Annotated in this window: 19 protein-coding genes; 8 read left to right on the forward strand and 11 right to left on the reverse strand. The window is 41.9% G+C overall.

Features of this window, described 5'->3' with window-relative positions; genetic code table 11:
- The coding region (tnpB, locus tag BM265_RS13685; RefSeq protein ID WP_143098732.1) for an IS66 family insertion sequence element accessory protein TnpB at positions 1-180 on the forward strand (180 nt) is incomplete at its 5' end.
- A gap of 138 nt (positions 181-318) precedes the next feature.
- Positions 319-1965, forward strand: a complete 1647-nt coding sequence (gene tnpC, locus BM265_RS13690) for an IS66 family transposase (RefSeq protein ID WP_074962384.1) — start codon at positions 319-321, stop codon at positions 1963-1965.
- Positions 1966-2176: 211 nt separating this feature from the next.
- Here the strand turns inward: tnpC and BM265_RS13695 are convergent, their stop codons facing one another.
- Positions 2177-3175 carry a hypothetical protein gene (locus BM265_RS13695; RefSeq protein WP_074962385.1) on the reverse strand — a complete coding sequence of 333 codons (999 nt, stop codon included), beginning with the start codon at positions 3173-3175 and terminating at the stop codon, positions 2177-2179.
- Entirely contained in the window at positions 3162-3722 is a 561-nt protein-coding gene (locus BM265_RS13700) for an RNA polymerase sigma factor (RefSeq protein WP_074962387.1), read from the reverse strand. The genes BM265_RS13695 and BM265_RS13700 overlap by 14 nt, the downstream gene beginning before the upstream one ends.
- 623 nt (positions 3723-4345) lie before the next feature.
- Between BM265_RS13700 and BM265_RS21095 the strand changes: the two genes are divergently transcribed.
- Positions 4346-4741 carry a DUF6076 domain-containing protein gene (locus tag BM265_RS21095; protein ID WP_074962389.1) on the forward strand — a complete coding sequence of 132 codons (396 nt, stop codon included), beginning with the start codon at positions 4346-4348 and terminating at the stop codon, positions 4739-4741.
- Positions 4742-4877: 136 nt separating this feature from the next.
- Here BM265_RS21095 and BM265_RS13710 read toward each other — a convergent pair whose 3' ends face one another.
- Positions 4878-6038: a DUF262 domain-containing protein gene (locus BM265_RS13710; RefSeq protein WP_207646987.1), complete on the reverse strand. Its 1161-nt coding sequence runs from the start codon at positions 6036-6038 to the stop codon at positions 4878-4880.
- Between the two features lie 81 nt (positions 6039-6119).
- Positions 6120-6551 (reverse strand): very short patch repair endonuclease, encoded by a 432-nt coding sequence (locus BM265_RS13715; protein ID WP_074962391.1) that lies wholly within the window; start codon positions 6549-6551, stop codon positions 6120-6122.
- Positions 6552-6794: 243 nt separating this feature from the next.
- On the opposite strand from BM265_RS13715, the gene BM265_RS13720 reads away from it, so the two are divergent.
- From BM265_RS13720 to BM265_RS13730, 3 genes are read left to right on the forward strand one after another with little or no spacing between them, the layout of a single operon-like run.
- Positions 6795-7901: a DNA cytosine methyltransferase gene (locus tag BM265_RS13720; RefSeq protein WP_074962394.1), complete on the forward strand. Its 1107-nt coding sequence runs from the start codon at positions 6795-6797 to the stop codon at positions 7899-7901.
- A 13-nt stretch (positions 7902-7914) separates the two neighbouring features.
- Positions 7915-8970 carry a restriction endonuclease PLD domain-containing protein gene (locus tag BM265_RS13725; protein ID WP_074962396.1) on the forward strand — a complete coding sequence of 352 codons (1056 nt, stop codon included), beginning with the start codon at positions 7915-7917 and terminating at the stop codon, positions 8968-8970.
- Positions 8970-10865 carry a Z1 domain-containing protein gene (locus BM265_RS13730; RefSeq protein ID WP_074962398.1) on the forward strand — a complete coding sequence of 632 codons (1896 nt, stop codon included), beginning with the start codon at positions 8970-8972 and terminating at the stop codon, positions 10863-10865. Before BM265_RS13725 ends, BM265_RS13730 begins: the two co-directional genes overlap by 1 nt.
- A 272-nt stretch (positions 10866-11137) precedes the next feature.
- On the opposite strand, the gene BM265_RS13735 is transcribed toward BM265_RS13730, so the two are convergent.
- Entirely contained in the window at positions 11138-11593 is a 456-nt protein-coding gene (locus BM265_RS13735; protein WP_074962400.1) for a GNAT family N-acetyltransferase, read from the reverse strand.
- A 306-nt stretch (positions 11594-11899) separates the two neighbouring features.
- On the opposite strand from BM265_RS13735, the gene BM265_RS13740 reads away from it, so the two are divergent.
- Positions 11900-12442 carry an RNA polymerase sigma factor gene (locus BM265_RS13740; protein WP_074962402.1) on the forward strand — a complete coding sequence of 181 codons (543 nt, stop codon included), beginning with the start codon at positions 11900-11902 and terminating at the stop codon, positions 12440-12442.
- Positions 12439-14001: a hypothetical protein gene (locus tag BM265_RS13745; protein ID WP_074962403.1), complete on the forward strand. Its 1563-nt coding sequence runs from the start codon at positions 12439-12441 to the stop codon at positions 13999-14001. Before BM265_RS13740 ends, BM265_RS13745 begins: the two co-directional genes overlap by 4 nt.
- A 97-nt stretch (positions 14002-14098) precedes the next feature.
- Here the strand turns inward: BM265_RS13745 and BM265_RS13750 are convergent, their stop codons facing one another.
- The 6 genes from BM265_RS13750 to BM265_RS13775 form a co-directional block, all read right to left on the reverse strand.
- Entirely contained in the window at positions 14099-14734 is a 636-nt protein-coding gene (locus BM265_RS13750; RefSeq protein ID WP_074962405.1) for a class I SAM-dependent methyltransferase, read from the reverse strand.
- A gap of 30 nt (positions 14735-14764) precedes the next feature.
- Positions 14765-15610 (reverse strand): carbon-nitrogen hydrolase family protein, encoded by an 846-nt coding sequence (locus tag BM265_RS13755; RefSeq protein WP_074962406.1) that lies wholly within the window; start codon positions 15608-15610, stop codon positions 14765-14767.
- A 27-nt stretch (positions 15611-15637) separates the two neighbouring features.
- A complete protein-coding gene (locus BM265_RS13760) occupies positions 15638-16810 on the reverse strand; it encodes an MFS transporter (RefSeq protein WP_074962408.1) in 1173 nt (390 codons plus the stop codon).
- A gap of 13 nt (positions 16811-16823) precedes the next feature.
- Positions 16824-17240 (reverse strand): hypothetical protein, encoded by a 417-nt coding sequence (locus tag BM265_RS13765; RefSeq protein WP_074962410.1) that lies wholly within the window; start codon positions 17238-17240, stop codon positions 16824-16826.
- A gap of 173 nt (positions 17241-17413) precedes the next feature.
- Positions 17414-19342: a glycoside hydrolase family 5 protein gene (locus BM265_RS13770; RefSeq protein WP_074962412.1), complete on the reverse strand. Its 1929-nt coding sequence runs from the start codon at positions 19340-19342 to the stop codon at positions 17414-17416.
- A 341-nt stretch (positions 19343-19683) separates the two neighbouring features.
- Positions 19684-20478: a P-loop NTPase family protein gene (locus BM265_RS13775; RefSeq protein WP_074962414.1), complete on the reverse strand. Its 795-nt coding sequence runs from the start codon at positions 20476-20478 to the stop codon at positions 19684-19686.
- Positions 20479-20487: the final 9 nt, after the last annotated feature.

Below are 20487 nucleotides of genomic sequence, written 5' to 3' on the forward strand. Positions count from 1 at the left end.
GAGGGCGACGGATTTATCATGCTGTACAAAAGGCTTGAGAATGGAAAATTCAACTGGCCGCGCAATGAGCAGGAGGTAAGAAACTTAAGCCGCGAGCAGTTTGTATGGCTATTGCAGGGACTATCCGTTGACCAGCCAAAGGCGATAAAAACTATCGAGGGCGGCATCGATTTTTACTGAAAAACTGCACATATTTATCTATGAAATTTCTCTGAAATAATGACTTAAAAAGCGCTCTTTTCCTTGATTTTTCGGGCGTTTTGTGGTATAATATAAGTATCGCAAAGCACTGATTTTTCAAGGAAAGGAGCATTTTTTATGACGTATGAAGAACTGAAAAAAGCATACGAAGAAATGTCAAAAAAGTGCGCTTTGCTTGAAAAAGAAAACGAGAAAAAAGATGAGACCATAGAGCATCTTGAAGAACTTCTTCTGAAAAGAAACAAGATGCTTTTCGGGCGTAAAAGCGAGAAGTCAAAATATTTGCAGTGTGACGGTCAGGAGAGCTTTGAAGGCGTGTTCAACGAAGCCGAAATGCTTTCCGATGAAACTGCGGAAGAACCGACAGAGGAAACCATCGTTGTAAAAAGAAAGTCCCAAAAGACCGGTGAACACCGCGGCAAAAATAAGCTCAGAGAAGATCTTCCCAAAGAGAAGATCGTATCGAAGCTGCCCGAAAACAAGTGTAACTGTGCTGTTTGCGGCAGTAAGCTCAAGGTCATCAAGGAAGAATTTCTGACAAGCAAACTTGTGTATATCCCCGAACAGCTGAAAATGCGTGAGTTTTACAGAACGGTGTACAAGTGTGAATGCTGCGATAAAAATGGCGAGGATCCCCATATCGTCAAATCCGAAAACCCTACTCCCGCACAGGTCATACCGAAGGGTCTGCCGGATCAAACGCTTGTTGCGGATATAATGCAGAGAAAATATCAGCTTGGTACTCCGCTTGACCGTCAGGAAAAATACTGGGCGGCACAGGGGGTATATCTCAGCCGCACTTCAATGGCAAACTGGGTGATCGAGGGTTCAAAATGGTTTGAGCCTGTTATTGATATGCTCTGGAAATATTCGTATAAAGAGCCTGTCCTGAATGCCGATGAAACGACATCGAGAACTTTGAAAACCGATAAAGGCAAAAAAATAGACAAGCTGGGTCAGATGTGGATATGCTCGACAGGCAGAGCCGCAAAGAAAAAAATTGCAATATACGAGTACCGTGACAGTCGCACAAAGGCTGTTGCCGAGGAGCTTTACTATGGCTATACGGGCATATTGCAGACTGACGGATTTCAGTCCTATGGCAGCGGCAGCTATACGAGAGTCGGCTGCTGGTCGCATGCACGCAGGAAGCTGATCGACTGCATACCCGAAAAGCACAAAAAGAGCAAAGCGGCGATTGCTGTGGGTATGATCGACAAGATGTTCAAATACGAACGGGAGGCGAGAAAGGAAGACTATTCGGACGAACAGCTGCTTGAGATGCGTCGGGAAAAGATCGCCCCTCTTGTAGATGAGTTCTACAAATTCATAGACAGCCTTCACCCCGGCAATGGTTCACACTTAGCCGAGGCGGTTAATTATGCCCGAAATCAGAAAGCAGCACTGACTGTTTTCCTAAATAATCCACTTGTGGATATGAGCAACAATCTTGCAGAGAGAACAGTCAAGCCTTATATTATTGCAAGGAAGAATTTTCTTTTCAGCTGTACCGAGAAGGGTGCTCACGCAAGCGCGGCGGTTATGACAATTATCGAGACAGCTAAGCGAAATGGTCTTGATGTGTACGGGTATCTCCTGCATCTGCTGACAGAGCTGCCGAAGTACGGTCATACTCCGACAAGGGAACAGCTTGAAGCTCTGATGCCGTGGAGCGACAGCCTGCCTGATTTCTGCAAGAAAAAGTATAGTCAGGTAGAGTCAGTTACAATACCGGAAATGAGTCTATGCAAAGCAAAGGTGTAGTAAGGTGCAGTCAGGTATAGTTGTTTCCAGCATATGATATACAGAAGAGCCGTGTTGTCAGTCAGCACGGCTCTTTTTGGTGGGAATAATTTTGGGGGTGGGATTGGTTGGCGGTTACAATGTAACCGCTAAAAAAAGAAAGACGGCTCAGTGTTCTCCGAGCCGTCTGTTTCAAATCTATTCGAGAGCCTCAATCAAATAGAAATATACCTTATCTGGTATAGCGTATACCGTCGATCTCAACGGCGGCAATTTCCGATACCTTATGAATAATGGTTGCATTTTCATCATTACACGGCACATCGGACGCAAGAAATTCAAAGATGTTGCCGCTTCGTTCCGAATTATAATCACTCATGACAGACTGCAAGTCTTCCTCTGTACCGTCAGTGTAAACCAGCTTATAGGACGATTTCGCTGCTGTATTTACAACATATTTTTCATCAGTTGTATCCGGTGCAAAGCTGCTCGGTCTGATTAGTTCAAAATCCGAAAGCATGATCTGTTCGCCGTTTTCTGCGGTCAGCGTCCTACATTCGCAGTTCTGCGTGAAGTCGAATGCAACAATCATGCCGTCAAGCAGTTCTCTGCCGGCTTTCTTCGACGCAAAAACATAATCAGTTTCATTCGGCATTGCAAATCTCATGTAAAGTGTACTTCCGTTCCAATCCTCTGTATTCGGAAAGTTTATCTCATACCGGCATTGATTCGAGGGCAGGTCAGAGTCTTTCCACATACTCATGCCGCCGTAACCCGAAAGAAACTTGCCGTCATATGTTCTCTCCTCCGGATCAATTTCAAGTGCATTGCCTTCTGCGTCGCATACGATCTCCGGAATGAAACCATAGTCGTGCGGGAAAGTGTATGCAGGATCATGTGCTTCAATCGTAACAACCGCTAGTGCCGAATGACCGTCATACAGCATCGTGTCGATCGTGAGCGTTGCCTTGTCATTGGAAAAGCTCTGCGGTGCAGAATAACCGGATTCCATCAAAACCTGTTCGCCGCTGACACCGATGTATTTCTGCACAGACTCTTTGTGATACAGCTCGTATGCGTAAGCTACTATAGGCAGACACACGGCAGTCGCAGTAATTGCTGCGAGTGCAGGAAAAGACTTTTTGACTTTAGTCCTTTTCGCTCGCTGTTCTGTTTCATATTCATCAATACGCTTATGAATGTCTCTGATCATCTCTTCACGTTTTTTCATAATCAAAACCCTCCATTTCAAGTTGTGAGCGCAGTGATTTCTTCGCTCGGTACAGAATAGACTCCACACTTCGGACACTCTTTTTCATGACAATCGCGGCTTCTTTACTTGTCAACCCCTCAAAATATGTCAGCCACAGTATCTGCTGATATTCAGGATTGAGCTTTCGCATTGCTCTGTGTACCATGATTTGCTGTTCCTTTTTGATATAGGCATCTTCTACAGCTTCCTCATCACTGCTCAGCTCAGAAATCTCCTCAATCGGAACAGCAGAATACTTTGCGGCCTTTTTCAGGTGCTTCAGCGCAAGGTTTCGTCCTATCGTATAGAGCCATGTCTTAAAAGAACTGTTTCCTTTGTATTTTGGCTTTTTCGTACCAAGCAAAACGAAAGTATCCTCTGTAAGCTCTTCCGCCGTCCAAATGTTTCCGACTATACTTGTCAGGTACAGCATCAGACCATCGCTGTAATCCATAATAATTTCATCTAAGCCAGAATCATCGCCATTGTCACGGAAACGGCGGTAGCTACTTGCACCGTTATCCATCGACAAACTCCTTCCTGAAAGCATTATCTGCTGCCTTCACTTATTAGATACCAATTGTCTCTGAAACTACGCGCTCAATTATGTGTTTTTTTTGAGAAATATTGATGTTTGTGTAATGTGCTGTAATTGCAGTTTTGATTTTATCACCTTTGAATAATACTGTCAAGGTGAAATGGCTCTCAGACGAACGGAAATGCCCCTCAGAGCCTTCCGAGCCTGCGGAGCGGAAAACTTAACCGATGAAAACAGCGACCCCTGAGAATCGTTCTCAGAGGTCGTTTGAAGTAATTGTGTCGTAAGCGTATAACACCCCGCATCATAAAAGCAAACTGCCGGGCAGCTAACACCCGGCTGTAACATCATATTCTGGCTTTGATTTCTCCATTTCTCTTTGCGTCCATGTATATATCTTTGAAATCAGCTTTGCTGTGCGGAGGGTTATACGCTTACGGAAAAAAAGGAAAAATCAGGCATCCGCGCTTTGCAGATGCCTGATCAGTCAGTTTGTTTTACGATGTTTTTTCATGGACAAAATACGGTATCTGTCCTTGACAGGATACGTTCACTTTTGGATGACATTTTGGAGGAGCGGTGACAGTGAGTATTTTTATCAGTGTTACTCTATGGCTGATATTCTTTTTTCAGTTTTACACTTTTTGTCAATCAACGATTATAAGTATAACAGATGCGAACATTGTGGTAGATATTTTGCTACTACCAATCTAAAAAACTTGTATTGTGACAGAAAAAGCGATTATCCTCATTTTGAAAAGCTAACTTGTTATGAAGCGGTAAAACGAATACGTCAAGATATCCAGAGAAAGCATAGGCAAATATACAAAAACCTCTCAGCCAATTACCTTCCCGAACAACTTAACAAATTTGAAAGTGAATATATAAAATCTCTTGAGGAGTTAAAAAAACAATCCAATTATACAAATATAGATAACTGCTATAAACTGCTTGACAAAAACAGGTGGTACACAAAAAAATCTATTAGAGTTGTAGGCAAAAAGTAATTTTTCATCATTGATTATACAGAAAAAGGCGACCACCATAAATAGTGATCGCCACTTTGTATATTTCCCAAATAGAGAATTATTCTGAAAAATATAATACTATTAGTCCATATTTGGAATAGAAAAATATTGACTATTATTTGTTCTCGATTAATTTAGTGTAGATTTCTCTACGCTCCGAGTTTGTCTTATTTGTAAAATCTACAGTATTGTACCATGAAACTAAGTATTCTTTTTGAGTGTCGGATAAATCCAATCCATTAAAAGCAAAATATCCAATCATATAATTAATATAATCAATTCGGTCAGGTTTTTTTAAAGTGTTGATTTCAATAAAATCCAATACCTTATCCTCTAATTGAAGAGTTAAATCAAGACATTTTTTCAATGCATCTGGATGCATAACGCACAACTGATTCTCTTTTGTATCTGAGGGGATAGGTGCATAATTCATACTGTGAGCCTTTTCAGATACTATTTCATAAGAAGGATTTAATGCAGCTATAGGATACGATACCGTAGTTTTTTCAGGTGTAAAGAAATCATATCCCACCTCAATTAAGCGGTTGTTGAAAACACTTGTATACTGTTTATAGATATCAATTCCATACATTTTCAATTTTGAAAAACGCATTTGAATTATACTTACCCTACTGCCGGCATTATTAAGCACTTCAAACCACTCGATTTGCTCATCTTCACTTAGATCATCAGCTGAATTAATAGTGTAGTTGTAGTTTTTAATTTTACTTCTAACTTGAAGCAGCAGACTTGTTATTTCAGGCTTTCGGAGCGCACTTATTCTATTTGTGTACTCAAATAAAACAGAATCGGATTGGTTTAAGAGTATTCCGACAGGTATTTGATTATTTTTATATGCAACATCCGTTTTTATAAATCTGCCTTTAGAGATATCTAAAACAACATTTCTAAAATCATTATCATTTGTATATGCTTTATAATTTGTTGTCAAACGCTGCTGACCATCTACAACAGAAAGTTGTCCTCGTTCAATTGATTCTATTATTTCTCTGTCTATAAACGATACCTGTGGAACGTATTCCTGAGTATTGTTTACAACATTCATAGAAATAGGAGATACAGGTGCTTTACCTAGCAATTGGTAGTTTAACAATGCAATGCATTTATCAAGTGTCCAACTTAAGTCACGCTGATATAACGGCAGCGATATCGCTTGCTTGGAAATCTTATCACACATATCAAATATAGACATTTGAGTGCTCTTTTTGGTAGGGTTCATATCAGCTGCAGCTTGTAATTCTTTGTTTATCCTCATAATAAGCCTCCTTTGTGTTGAGCTGCTTAAGTTAGCAGCTATCATCTTACATACAAATTATAGCACATTATGTTTAGTTTGTCAAGTGCTGCTACTCGAATTCGATATTATTTTCTTGTACAAATTATTTAAACTAACCTCTCTGTTGCGTTTTTTAAGCTCACATTCCCATATAACGAGTACGTTCCAGCCTTTGTTTTGCAACTCAGTAATATTTCGTTTATCACGTTCTGCATTATTATTGATCTTATTATGCCAATACTCAGTATTTGAAAGCGGCCAATGAAACTTTTCACATTCATGCCTGTGCCAAAAACACCCATTCACAAAAACCACTGTTTTATACTTACGCAAAACAATATCTGGCTTCCCCGGCATATTCTTAACGTTTTTTCTATATCTCAGTCCTTTTGAAAACAAAAATTTTCTCACTGTTTCTTCGGGTTTTGAATTTATACTTCGTATATGGGACATATTCATGCTTCTTACTTCCTTTGAATGATTATCAGCCATAATATACAACCTCCCACGATAATCATTATAGCACAGATAATAGATATAATCAATGATATCAAAAAGAAAAATGCCCTATTCTGTATTAACCAATAAACCGAAAATTCAAGATGCTCTATTGTGCATTCAAACGAAATATAACGTTTGAACACGCTCGGTTATTGACAAATATGTGAAAAAGCGTTATAATATTATAATGGTATTTTGCGTATTTTTATTAGTGATTTTTAAGGAGTGTCCACCATGGAAAGTAAAACTTTAAAATATAGTCCTAAAGTAGTATCAATATTCTCAGGGTGCGGCGGTCTTGACCTTGGATTTCACTTAGAGGGATATGATACCATTTGGGCGAACGACTTTGCAGAGTGGGCTGTTAAGTCGTTTGAGGGATATTTTGGGAAAGTGATTCATTACGGGGATATTACACAAATCAATCCATATACAGATAAAAGCATTCCTGAATGCGATATGGTTCTCGGCGGATTCCCGTGTCAAGATTTCTCTATCATCTGGAAACAGCCTGGACTTAATGGTACAAGAGGCGGTCTGTTCCGTCACTTTGCAGAGTTTGTCGATGCTAAGAAACCTAAAGCATTTGTTGCCGAAAACGTCAAGGGTTTATTAACCGCAAACGGCGGTAAAGCCATTGAAACAATCTTAAAAGATTTTGAAAGCATCGCCCCTGGTTATGTAGTAAAACCGCACCTATACAATTTTGCTGAATACGGCGTTCCTCAGTTCAGAGAGCGTGTACTCATTGTTGGAATTAGAATAGATACAGGTTTTAATTTCATACATCCGCTTCCAACACACGGTCCGAACGGAAAAAAGCCCTATGTTACAGCAGGACAAGCGCTGCAAGGGGTTGAAGAAGTTCCTACTAATAACGAAAAAATCAATATTAAAGAGAAAACCCGTCAGATGCTGGATTTAATTCCCGAAGGCGGTAACTTTACGGATATACCCAAAGATCATCCTCTCTATGTTAAAGGTATGATTAGCCATGTTTACCGCCGTTTGAAGCTCGATGAACCTGCAAAAACAATTATAGCTGCAGGCGGAGGCGGAACATGGGGCTATCATTATCCCGAACCGAGACCGCTTACAAACCGTGAACGAGCAAGACTTCAATCTTTTCCTGATGATTTTGTTTTTCAGGGAAGTGTTACAGAAGTCCGCAGGCAGATAGGCAACGCTGTTCCGCCGGAAGGTGTCAGACTTGTTGCAAGAAGACTCCTGCCATTGTTTACAGGTGATTTTACGCCTGTTGACTTAAGAGAAGAATATGATAAAATGAAAGCAATGACTGTAAAGGAACGTTTAAGTTATGTAACAGAAGAAATGAATTAATCAGGAGGTCAGTATGGAGTTTTTACATTCAAATTATCCACCTTGTAAAATTAGCGGAGCACACACCTTCTCTGAGGCGTTTTACGATCTTCTTTCTGAAACCGAGAGGCTTGATATTGCGGTAGGATATGTTACCTCGGATTCGCTTGCAGAATTAAAGCAAATATTAGAACAGAATACAAGAATCGAGAAGATGAATCTTACTATTGGAATGCACTATATAGAAAAATTCACCCATAGTGCATACAGAGCAGCTTGTGTGTTGAATAGATATCTAGTTTCTGAGCAACGTGGTGAGGTTCGTCTTGTTACGCCTTTTCGTTATCATGGAAAGCTTTATTCTTTCAGTAATAGTACATCTCCATTTGCGGGGATAATTGGTTCAAACAACCTTAGCAGTATACTTGGTGACGCTACGAGAACGTATGAATCTTCTGTATTAATTGATGATCAAGCTGCTGCTGCGGAAATGAATAGATTTATCCAGAATCTTGTTTCAACTTCTACTGATAACATTGCCGATTTGGAAATCACAGATTTTGATGAACGCAATCCGCTTTTGGAAGGACATGAGCGAGTAAGCAAAGTTGATCCTCAGACTCTTACAGAATGTAAAGATTCCTGCACCCAATTAAGTTTTGAAATTCCGATTAAGGGCGAAGAAAAGAGTAATCTAAACGCCTGTTTTGGAAAGGGCAGAGAAAACAAAAAGACAGGAATTATCCAGCCAAGACATTGGTATGAAGTCGAGCTGATTGTTCCTAAGATCGTTGCTTCTCAGCCTGGATATCCAATCAGCAAAACTCCTGAAGCGGAATTTGATGTGATTACTGATGATGGTTGGTCTTTCAGATGTAAGGTAAGCGGTGATTATAATAAGAATTTCCGTTCCGAAGGCGATTTGAAAATTCTTGGTAAATGGTTAAAAGGCAGATTAGAAATAAGTGGGGCACTTACTCCAGGAGAGCGTGTTACACAGCAGACTCTTAACGCTTATGGAAGAAGCACTTTTACGCTTACAAAAACCAATAAGCCGAATTTATGGTATCTTGATTTTGGGGTTAGATAATGCGGTATTTAGAGAATTATATTAATAGTATAAGAGATAAAGGAAATTCTGCCCTCGCTGATGCAATCAGCAAGACTACAGAAGATATCGTGCCTAAGTACATCAGCAACTTCTCTTACAGAGAACACGTTGTAAGTCTTCTGGTCGGTGATGTTCAAAGCGGTAAAACGAGCCATATGTTTGGCTTGATGAGTGCAGCAGCTGATAACGGGTTCTGTATTTTTGTTCTTCTTACAACAGATAATACATTACTTCAACAGCAGACATTCAAGCGTGCTGAACGTGATTTACCTGATTTCTGTGTTTGCGACGAGAATGATTACTTGAAATTCTTTAATAATAATATGAAGAAGCCAGCCGTGATCGTATTGAAAAAGAACGGCAGCATACTGAAACAATGGAAAAATAACTTTTCCTCAACTAAATTTGTTAGAGGAAATCCATTGTTTATAGTAGATGATGAGGCTGATGCAGCGAGTTTGAATACTATGGTGAATAAAAACCGCCAAAGTACTATAAACAAGAACCTATCTGAAATAAAAAAGACCTCATCAAGCAGTATTTATCTTCAAGTTACAGGCACACCGCAGTCCATATTACTGCAAAGTTTGAAAAGTGAGTGGAAGCCATACTTCATTTATTATTTCCGTCCCGGAAAAGGATATATGGGCGGTAATTTCTTCTTTAACGATGATGAGCATAAACACATTGTGTTTACCGACAACGAAGAATCCTCCGATATTCTCAGTGACGATGAATTTCCTGAAAACGGTTTAAAAAAAGCACTGATAATGCATCTTATATCTTCGGCACATATCTTTATTAACGGCGGTACAGTTTGTAATTTCTTGATACACCCAAGTGTGAAAACAGCTTATCATAAAAAGTTTGCTGAGAAGATAGGAAACTATCTTAATGAAATATCACATTCGCATGAAGAAGATGATACCAGAGAAGCATTCAAGGCAGAATATGAAAAGCTGCATGAAACAAAAAAAGACATTGCAGACTTTGATTTAATATATGATACGATTTATTCGTACTTGCAGGATGATAAAATAAATATCCTAATTCTCAACTCAACATCATCTTTTGAGGAAAACACCCAGTATGAAACTGGTATCAATATCCTTGTAGGAGGAAATAGTCTTGGAAGAGGCGTAACTTTCCCTCAGCTTCAAACAATTTACTATTGCCGAGTAGCCAAAAATCCGCAGGCTGATACAATGTGGCAGCACGCAAGAATGTTTGGTTACGATCGTGATCCTGATTTGCTTCGAGTTTATATGCCGCCAAAGCTTTACAAGCTATTCAGTGATATAAACAGAACAAATAATAATATTATTGCACAGATTGAAACCGCTGATAATGGAAATGATATTAAGATATTCTATCCCAAAGGGTTAAAGCCTACACGAAAGAATGTTTTGGATAATAAGATTGTAAGCATATATACAGGCGGTGTCAATTATTTCCCGTTCTATCCTATAAATACTGATATTACCGCACTGGACGAGATTCTTTCTTCTTTTGAAGATGATGAATATACTGTCAGCTTGAATATTATCATAAAAATACTTGAGCAGACTGGTTCGGAGGAAAATGATTGGGATAAGGATGCATTTATCGGATTTATTCAAGCATTCTTGTCAGAAAAGCCAATAAAACAAGGAAAACTGATTGTCCGCAGGAACAGAGACATTGCAAGAGGAACAGGTACTTTGTTATCTCCGAATGACAGAAAACTTGGAGATCAGTTCTCTGATGCTGTAGTTCTTACAGTATATAAGGTTACAGGAAACAAAGGGTGGAACGGTCAGCAAATCTGGTATCCTAACATTAAGCTGCCAGGAAATGATGTCTATTACAGTGGAGATAAAACGCTAAACAAATAAAAACAACAAGTCCCTGCTTTATTATGAAAATGCAGGGACTTTTTTGTTATCCTATATACAACAAGGAATAATAGTATTATTATACACAAGTTTGGGTCTAAATATGGTAAACTAATGGTAAATCAACTATGATATTGCTGTCAAAGCCTTGAAAATACAGTGTTTGAGAAAATGAGTTTAAATATTGCCGTGGCAAACAAACATTATTTTTATCATATTTTTCTCCTCTCTGATCTGTTTTGCTCGGTATATCGGTACGAAAACGGATAATTTCAGTGCTTTGATACTGCCCATCTCGGTCCTTCTTCGCCGATAACTCCTTTGAGAACAAATCCACATTTTTCAAGCACTCTTTTTGAAGCGGTATTATCGGGATCGGTCTCCGCTTCAATTGCGTTGACTTCGGTATGCGCGAATGCCCAATCTAAAACTGCTTTGACTGCTTCGGCAGCATAACCCTTGTTCTGATATCCTTCGGAGATACCGTATCCGATCTCTGCAATACCGTCAGCAGAAAGCCCCTTGAAGCAGAGTTCTCCGATATGCGTGCCATCTTTCAGTTCTATCATCCATATCGCATACCATTCCCATTGATCCGGGTGAGCCAGACATCCGTTCAGCATTTCCGTATAAGCGGCTTTCAGGACATCTATGGTCTGCGATTCGATGAAAGCTTCCATCGTCGCCTGAGATGCGGCGTATATTTTTAATCTGTTTGTTTCTATCATTTCGTTTCACCTTTCGAATGTATTTTTCGTTCCATATCATTATACCATAATCATTCGGTTTCATCAAGTCGGGAGCATCAAAATATAATTTCATATAGTCTGAAAGATAACATCAGCATAATATATCCCTGTCGATCCAGCAATTTAAGTTGTGTGATAAAGGGATAGTCAGATTTAGTTTTGATTTCGCTGATGGTTAATAATATGTTTTCATTTTTGTGGTATATTTTATTTCATGACGTGTCAGATTTTATTTCTTTTATTCGATATATAGAGTGAAACGTTTCAAAGGAGCGAGGTCTTGTTATGACAGATAGAGAATTGCTCGAACTGCTGCGAAAAGATCCCGATAACGGACTAAAAAGTGTGGTGCTGCAGTATTCGGCTTATGTAATGAAAATTGCATACATAAAGCTGGGCAGCATCTGCACCGCCGAGGATATTGAGGAAGCTGTCAGCGATATCTTCCTGAAATTCTTCAATGCAGGCGTAAAAAGCGGATTTGCATTTGAATCTGTAAGAGGCAGCCTGTCACTGATCGCGGGAAGACATTGTGTGGATGTTTTCAGAAGCAAAGTGAAAAAAGAAAAGGATATCCCCCTTGATGAAGTGATAGAATTCGTGGCAGACGAAAGCATCATCAAAGAGGATACGGGCAGCACTCTTACAAGGGCGATAAAAAGTCTTGGGGAGCCTGACAGTTCCATATTTATGAGGAAATATTTTTTCGGGCAGAAAAGCAAGGACATAGCAGATGATCTCGGTCTGAAGCCAAACACAGTTGATAAAAAGATCTCAAGGGGTCTTAAAAAACTGAAAGAGATACTAATGAAGGAGGGAGAAGAATGAAGATAAATATAAACGAACTTCCCGATCACCTGAGCGAGAAAGATATGGCAGAATTTGAGGGGCTGTTCGATGATATTGAAAAAGATGCTGCGATCTCAGATGAACAGCAGCAGCGCATTCTTTCCTCTGTCATGCGAAAGGCAGGAAACGGTATGGACACTATTATAACGAATAAAAGAAATACAAACGAAACAGCAACAGAAAAAACTATTGAAACGAACAGAAAGATACATATAAAGCGCGGCGGTGCCATAGCGGCTTGTATTGCGGTGCTGGCTATGGGCGGAGCATTATTCTCGCTGAATAACAATATCCACCGGACTGCGCCAAATACTGACAGAGATTCTTCTGCATTCACGGAAACCGTCTGCACAGATTCCGAGGACATTCAGAGCGACAGCGAAAACGTGCCGGATGCCAAAACAGAGAACGACAGCGTAATAGCAAATCTGTATGAGAAATATCTATCAGCCATTTATTCCTATGGCTTTGAGAAGATAAATAATGAAAGATACCTTATACACATACCGGCTTGTGAGAACGATTCAAAGAATAATAAATATATCATTTACGACGTGTCCAGCGGCTCTGAGATCACTGCGATAACTACTGATATGGTTTTACCCGAAGTATTTGCAAACAAGTTTGATGTTTACAAGTATGACAGTACAAAAAACATCTTACAAGCTGCGGTTTATGATGAAAGCGGAAATGCTTTACATGAATACGAAGTTGATACAGATATTGAAGAAGGATATCATCCGGCATTAGTTCATCCTGTTTTTAACGATGATGGAAGCAGAATGTTCTTTGTCATGGAGAAAGATTTAGGCGATTTCAACACAGACTCTGCAATATACTATGCTGACAGCGGTGACAATACTCCTCATTTGCTTAACAAGGACAGTTTGAAGAATGAGAGTGTATCAAAATTGTCAGTATCCGGTGATACCATGTTAGTAGAATGCCATGATGTTGTAGGGCTTATCAGCACTGATCCTGACTGCAAGGAAAATGCCGCCACATTTGATCTCCAAAAAACATATTATTATTGTTGGTTAATGAGTGATCCATGGATAAACGGATATTTAGGCATTAGTTATTCGGGAGATATCACAATTATCGCACCCGATGACGATGGAGATATACAGATAGGCAACAATCGCTATACGATCAAAAACTACGAGTTAGGCGATGATCAATATAATACAAATCGAGTTTTATCTTGTAGTGGAAGATACTTAGTAGTATCATATAAAAAAGATATCAATGATTTCGATGATACCAGGTACTACACTTTATATGAGGTAGGGAAAGACGACCTCACAAAGATAAAGACCGTTAAAAAAGAGATAGACGGTACGGTATATAATGAGAATGGCAAAGTATATTTTGATGAAAGCACAGGATTACTCACTACGTGCCGTGAAAAGAACATACCATTGGAAGAATATGACGAATTCAGAATAATGGAGGATGGATCCTACACTGCTTCATTTGCTGCTACATTTGAAGGTCCAAATGAATTTACTTTTGATGTCATAAATCTCTTTAAGTAAAACTTGAAAAAATTCTCACCAATATAAAAATCCCTCTGTCTGAAACAACAGACAGAGGGATTTTTTGTGCAGAAATTCATAAGGCTGACAGCCTGCATCACACCTTTTTAAAAACAAGCATCTTGCCCCGTTCAAGGTCATCCAAGGTGATGCCGCCTTTTTGCTGATAGTAGGGGCTGTATGCTTTTTCAAAATGTATGCCTTCCAGATTTTTTTCGATGTATTCAAATCCCATGGCGCATATCTCGTCCGTCAGTTTTTTGTAGGTGTACTTGCATTTTTTCTTTTCCTTATTTCGGAAGTTTGACAGATGGAATGGCAGGACTGCAAGCACTCCGCCTTTTTTCAGGGTTCGCTTTGCTTCTTCTGTCATGGTGAAGCGGTGGAGTCCGCCGTAGATCTTTTCTTCGCCGTGGAAGATATCGGAATAAATGACAATATCAAATGTTTCATCATCGAAATCATGGCGATAATCTTCTCTGCCCATGGCGGTGGTTATACAGGTGATATTTCGTTCCTCGGCTTTTGCGGTTACATTATCGAGTATCTGTTTTTTGATATCAACTGCGTATATCCTGCATTTTTGGTCGAATGCGTAGGCTGCCGCGAAGGAATAATCCCCTGCACCGCAGCCATAGTCGAGAATAACAGGTTCGGGGGTATCTGTCAGCTGAGCGATCAGCGCTTTTCCCTTGGTTTTCTCCCAATTTTTGATCTCGTCAAAAATACTCATGATGTTTCTCCTTATCGATATTGCGTATTATTATGGGTTGGCGGTGAGGTCGCTGTACGCCCACGGTTTGCGGTAGTTATCGCCCATGACTTCGTTTTCGCGGTAATCACGGAGTATTTTGAGGTCGATATCAGCGGTGAAAATGCCCTCGCTGCCATTGGCTTCGAGTATGCACATATCGCGTACGCCCGGTTCATCACGTAACCAGGCTATGCCATCGAATACGGTGGAATGACCGTTGCAGTCAGGGACGGTGTCCGGATAATTGCAGGTGGCAACGGCGATCATGTTTTCGTAAGCCCTTGTCCTCAGGGCGGAGAGGCGGTTTATCTCCATGGGGCAGGCGTTGGGGGCAAGGACTATCTCTGCGCCTTTCAGCATTAGTATCCTTGCGCTTTCGGGGAATTCGCGGTCGAAGCATATCATTGCGCCGACTTTTACTGTACCCACAGCGGTATCAAGGTCGCAGACATGGAATCCATCACCCGATGAAAGGGCGAATTCGGCGCTGAAATCGCAGGTATGGACTTTGGAATACTTCATGGCTTGTCTGCCGTGACGGTCGAAGAGGATAAGGGTGTTCAGGGGCTTGTGGTCGTGCTTTTCAAGGAATGTGATGCCTATCGCCATATCAAGTTCGGCGGAAAGTCTGCCGAATGACTGCACGAAGTCGTCATCTGCAGAGATAGCGCGTGCTGTCCATTCCTTGGCGGGCGGGTCGTAGATATCGTAGCCGATGCTGAACATTTCGGGGAAAAGTGCGATATTTGCCCCCTGGGACTTGGCTTTTCTGCAGGCGGCTATGCCTTTTTCAAGATTGCCTGCCAGAGTACCTGTGGGGGTCAGTTGTAAAAGCGCTATTTTCAGTTTGCTCATGGTGGTCTCCTTTGGTTGTCTTATTGTTCACGATGCGGTGGTATGCGGTGGCATACGCTTGTATGCGAATTCAAGCAAGCCTATGTTCATCACTGCGAAAAATGCGAGATACACGGGCATTATTGCGATGCCCAACGCTTGCTGCAAAAGTCCGAATACCATTGGCATGAATGTGCTGCCGATGTATGCCGATGCCATTTGCAGGCCTATCACGGCGGCGCTGTTTTTTCTGCCGAAGTTTTCGGGCGCCATGTGCTGAATCGCCGGATAGACAGGTCCCATGCCGATGCCTGTTATTACGAATCCCACCGCCGCGGGGATATAGCCTTTCAGCGGCAGGATAATCAGGAGTATGCCAACGGCTTCCACGGCTATGCCTATTCGTATCAGCGTTTTATCACCAAGCTTGTTGGATACGAATGCGGATATCAGACGTCCAAGCATAAGTCCGCCGAATATCAGGGAGCCGAATGCGGCGGCAAGTTCGGTGCTGATGCCCTGTTTTGTGCCGACGAAGTAGCTGGATGTCCAGAGGAAGCAGGTGGCTTCCCCTGCACAGTAGGCGTAAAACGCTATCAGTGTGGGGATAACGCCGCGTATCTTCAGGGCGGTGGTTATGCCTGCGCTGTCACTTTCATCATCGTCGGCGGTGTCTGCATTTTTCTTCCACAGCGGGAAAGACAGCAGGCAGACTAGCATTATTCCCGACTGGATATAGGCTGTCCAGCGGTAGCCCTCATTCCAGCGGGCGCGGGATAGGGCAAGGGACATGATGTAGGGGCTTATCATGGCGCCTACGCCGTAAAAGCAGTGGAGGAAGTTCATCACCGATGATGAATAGTGTTTCGCCACGTAGTTGTTAAGGGCGGAATCCACCGAGCCTGCCCCAAGTCCGTAGGGTATAACAAAGAGGAAGAGCATGGCATAGCTTGAGGCGAATGAAAAGCCCATAAGACCCAGTACCGTCAGTAGTATTGAGGTCACGACTATATGGTTGGTCTTGAATCTGCGTATGAGTGTGGGGGCGATAAGGGCTGAGATTATGGTCATGAAAGATATGGACATTGAGACATATCCCGCGTATGAGGAAGGTACGTCAAAGTCCTTCTGCATGGTAGGCCAGCCCGAGCCGAGAAGCGAATCGGGTAGACCCAGACTTATGAACGCAAGATATATCACGGCTAAAAGCAGAGCTGTCATTGTTTACCTCGCACTAAATATCGCTGTAATAGTCTTTTCGTGCGAACAGGATAGTATCGTATTCATCGGCATCTTCAACATAGACACCCAACGAACCTTTTACAGACAGAAAGCCTGCGCCGTCCTCTTCGACATCGTCAAAACGTGATCTGAAAAATCCGAGAAGTTCATCATAAGTCTCGGGGACTTTTTTGCCATCGTAGAAGATGTCTGCTTCGTCCACATAGACAACTTCAATGGCTTCAAATATATAGTCCTCATCATAACATATATGGTAACAGGAATAGCAATCCGTTTCTATATCATCATCGCCTTTGAGAAATGAATCTTCGGGGTCGCCCAGCATTTTCCATATCTCATCCCTTGATGTTCCGAATTTTATGCCGTTGACTGAAACGAAAGGTTCAACACGTATCTTTGTTTTATTCATATGATCTTCCTCCTTGATGGTATCAGATGGCTTTTGAAATAATTATATCACAGTTCACGGGGCAGGTCAATCATAATGAAAAAACAAAAACACCGACCCTCTGCGGCAGAGTGTATCTGCCGCGGAAAAGTCGGTGGGATCTTGTGATATTATGCTAAACTATCTGCTGATAATTATCTTACAGTAACATATACAGCGTTCTTGATAGCGTTGTTAACATCCCATGTGCCATTTACCTTAGCTGCGATAGCAACCTTGTAGGACAGACCGGGTGTCAGGTTCTTAGGAGTGATGTAAGACAGAGTAGAACCGGGGATATACTGAGTCTGGATTCTCCACTTGCCTGCCAGATAAACTGCGATACCATAGTTCTGTGCATTGGGAACTGCATCCCATACGAACTGAATCTGGTGATACTGAGTGTTGTAGTTCACTCTGATATTTGTAGGATATGTATTATACTGAGGCTGAGGATCAGGAACGGGAGTGCCAGTAGGAACTGCATACAGACCGTAAGCTGTCAGCTCGCCCATTGTAGCACTGATGAAGAGGTTCTTCATCTGGTTAACGGTCATACCGCTGCCTGCAACAGCTGAAGTCAGATCACTGTAAGTGAACTTCTTAACGAAAGGAGTACCGCTGTTATCGCTTGAAGATACACGGTTCCAGTAATCATAGTTTGCGTCCTGGAGAACCAGCTCAGGCTCATTTGCAGAATCATAAATGAGAACGAAGTCATAGTTGTCGTTAGCGAAGTTATTCCAGCCTGCAACTGTGAAGTTCTTCCATGCCTCGATAGTTCTGCCATCATTGCTCTTGAACAGCTCTATCCAGTTGTCGCCGATATTTACCTTAGACCAGATGTAGTTGGAATTTACCTCTCCGCCTGTGTTGGAGTTGATGTCATAAACTTCCATCATAGCTTCGATAACGGGCTTGGAATTGCTGTACCATGTGCAGTTTGCACGGTTCAGATAACCGTGAGCTTCACCATCGGTCGCGCCTATAACGTTGTTATCCCACAGAACGCAGGGGATACCCTTTTCCTTAGCCTTTGAAAGATAAGACTTAGCCCATCTTACACGATCCTCAGTATTGTTGAAGTCGGATGCGGAGAACTCACCGATGATTATGGGAGCGCCCTTTATGGACTGGAGCTGACCAAAGTAACCGAACATATCGCTCAGTGCGGACTCATAATTCTCGCCCCAACCGGACTGACCAGGGAAGTTGTGGTTAGCCTTGCTGTCGGTAGCCATTGTGAAGTAGTAAGGAGCATATGCGTGAACAGACAGAGCTACGTTACCTGCATTGGAAGGGATAGCTATGTTGTTGATAGCATCGTAGTTGCTGGAAGCGCAGTAGCCGGGAAGCATCAGCAGACGCTCACGGTTCTGGCTGGAGCCCTGTGCACGTACAGTTCTTACGAATGTCTCGTTCAGTCTGTTTATGTAGTTCCAGGAATAACCGCCGTCACCTGAACCGTCGCCCCACTGCTGTACTGAGGGGTTGGATAACTGACGGGGCTCGTTCATGCCCTCGAAAATGAGGTGCTGGTCATAGTTAGCGAATGTTTCAGCAACCTCGGACCAGATGCTCTTCATCTTTGTTTCAGCCTGATAATAGGTATTCTCATTGAACTGAGCAACATTGATGAAATCCTCGTGGTGAATGTTCAGGATAACGAACATATCACGGTCGATAGCATAGTCAACAGTCTGCTTTACATAGCTCATCCACTGATCATTTACGTGGTAGCTGTTGCCGCGCTGCTCAAGATGCTCATACCAGGTCACAGGGATACGAACGGTGTTGAAACCAGCTTCCTTTACTGCCTGGAACTGCTGTGCATTAGGTGCAGGCATACCCCACTGGCTAGCGTACTTTTCAGGTGAAGAACCTGCAGGTACCTTTGAGTTGTGTGCATCAAGGGTGTTACCGAGGTTCCAGCCGATCTTCATCTGCGATACGATGCCCTTAGCATTCAGACCTGAAAGTGCGGATGCCTTGACATTTGCGATCGGCAGAGAAGCCACGCTCGTTGCAGCAATAGCAGCAGCGGACATTGCGGACAGTACTTTGCCCACGAATTTCTTCTTCATAGGATAATTCTCCTCTCAAAATAGATAGTTAGTCCTTTCGCGGAAAATATGGGGCTTCCGCGAAATAGCTTACTTTTCCTCCATGCCGCGCAAGAGTATCACGCGCCACGGTGAAATTCCTTCTTAATGAAAACTTTTTCCATTAGTTTAATTATACAGTTTTTTTTACAAATGTCAACCGCTTTTGGTGAACAAAGCTCAGTCTTATATGTAAAAATTTTAGCCAAATCCGACCCTTAAAAAACAATTTTGCTGTACGTTCATAAGAAGTTCATATACAGCCTTTGTTAAGCTATTATTTATCATTGTTAATAATGGGATATGTTATATCCTGCAAAAATTCATCGAACAAGATTTTCAAGACACTGCTCTATCCGTGTGTATGCTTTCTGCCAGTCAGCCTGAGGGTCGGAGAGGATAATATAAGGGACGTTCAGGCGGCGAAGTATCTCAACTTCCCTTTTCTGACGCTCTTCGAGGGCTTTTATATAGCCGTCATATCCGATAATATTATTCGCTTTGCCGTAAGCGCCGTTACAGTGATAGTCGATAACGCTGTTCAGCCAATCAGTGCCGCGCTTGGGAAGAGCTTTCTCGATAGCACTGCGGATATCACTTGAATGTAGGTAGACCACAAAGGGTTCCAGAGGGCTTATGATATCGCAAATACTGCGTATATACGCGGCGGACTGTTCCGTATCAAAGCCGAAGCGCATCATTGTTTCGCACATTGGGTTTTGAAGAAGAACGCAGTTGAAAACGTATCGTTCATCGGGCTTGACGGACTTTACGAATTCCCGCCATTTATCCAGCATAATGGGCATTTCGGTCTCCCAGGGGAGAAAATCGTATATTTTATATCGGAGAAGTTTATCGAAAAGTTCTCCGCTGAATTCGCCGAGGGGGACGATATGACCGTCCCTGCGGAGTGCGGATTTTTCTTTTATGAGTGCCTGTTCTTCTGTAGAAAAGGTATTCAGCGCGAGGTTGTTCACAAAGGAATGGAACTCATAATCGGCAGGGTGAGAACCTGTTCCTTCGTCAACAAAAACTGCACCCAGCTTGTCCGCGATAAATTTCGAGGTGGTGCTTTTGCCCGAGCATGGCAAGCCCTCTATGATAATAAGTCTGTTCATGTTATTCAC

This window comes from Hominimerdicola alba, assembly GCF_900112155.1.
Classification (GTDB): Bacteria; Bacillota; Clostridia; order Oscillospirales; family Ruminococcaceae; genus Hominimerdicola; species Hominimerdicola alba_D.

Excerpts from the sequence above, each read along its gene's own strand:
- tnpC (WP_074962384.1), top strand. The coding sequence starts at position 319 with ATGACGTATGAAGAACTGAAAAAAGCATACGAAGAAATGTCAAAAAAG.
- BM265_RS13695 (WP_074962385.1), bottom strand. The coding sequence starts at position 3,175 with ATGAAAAAACGTGAAGAGATGATCAGAGACATTCATAAGCGTATTGAT.
- BM265_RS13700 (WP_074962387.1), bottom strand. The coding sequence starts at position 3,722 with ATGGATAACGGTGCAAGTAGCTACCGCCGTTTCCGTGACAATGGCGAT.
- BM265_RS21095 (WP_074962389.1), top strand. The coding sequence starts at position 4,346 with ATGGCTGATATTCTTTTTTCAGTTTTACACTTTTTGTCAATCAACGAT.
- BM265_RS13710 (WP_207646987.1), bottom strand. The coding sequence starts at position 6,038 with ATGAGGATAAACAAAGAATTACAAGCTGCAGCTGATATGAACCCTACC.
- BM265_RS13715 (WP_074962391.1), bottom strand. The coding sequence starts at position 6,551 with ATGGCTGATAATCATTCAAAGGAAGTAAGAAGCATGAATATGTCCCAT.
- BM265_RS13720 (WP_074962394.1), top strand. The coding sequence starts at position 6,795 with ATGGAAAGTAAAACTTTAAAATATAGTCCTAAAGTAGTATCAATATTC.
- BM265_RS13725 (WP_074962396.1), top strand. The coding sequence starts at position 7,915 with ATGGAGTTTTTACATTCAAATTATCCACCTTGTAAAATTAGCGGAGCA.
- BM265_RS13730 (WP_074962398.1), top strand. The coding sequence starts at position 8,970 with ATGCGGTATTTAGAGAATTATATTAATAGTATAAGAGATAAAGGAAAT.
- BM265_RS13735 (WP_074962400.1), bottom strand. The coding sequence starts at position 11,593 with ATGATAGAAACAAACAGATTAAAAATATACGCCGCATCTCAGGCGACG.
- BM265_RS13740 (WP_074962402.1), top strand. The coding sequence starts at position 11,900 with ATGACAGATAGAGAATTGCTCGAACTGCTGCGAAAAGATCCCGATAAC.
- BM265_RS13745 (WP_074962403.1), top strand. The coding sequence starts at position 12,439 with ATGAAGATAAATATAAACGAACTTCCCGATCACCTGAGCGAGAAAGAT.
- BM265_RS13750 (WP_074962405.1), bottom strand. The coding sequence starts at position 14,734 with ATGAGTATTTTTGACGAGATCAAAAATTGGGAGAAAACCAAGGGAAAA.
- BM265_RS13755 (WP_074962406.1), bottom strand. The coding sequence starts at position 15,610 with ATGAGCAAACTGAAAATAGCGCTTTTACAACTGACCCCCACAGGTACT.
- BM265_RS13760 (WP_074962408.1), bottom strand. The coding sequence starts at position 16,810 with ATGACAGCTCTGCTTTTAGCCGTGATATATCTTGCGTTCATAAGTCTG.
- BM265_RS13765 (WP_074962410.1), bottom strand. The coding sequence starts at position 17,240 with ATGAATAAAACAAAGATACGTGTTGAACCTTTCGTTTCAGTCAACGGC.
- BM265_RS13770 (WP_074962412.1), bottom strand. The coding sequence starts at position 19,342 with ATGAAGAAGAAATTCGTGGGCAAAGTACTGTCCGCAATGTCCGCTGCT.
- BM265_RS13775 (WP_074962414.1), bottom strand. The coding sequence starts at position 20,478 with ATGAACAGACTTATTATCATAGAGGGCTTGCCATGCTCGGGCAAAAGC.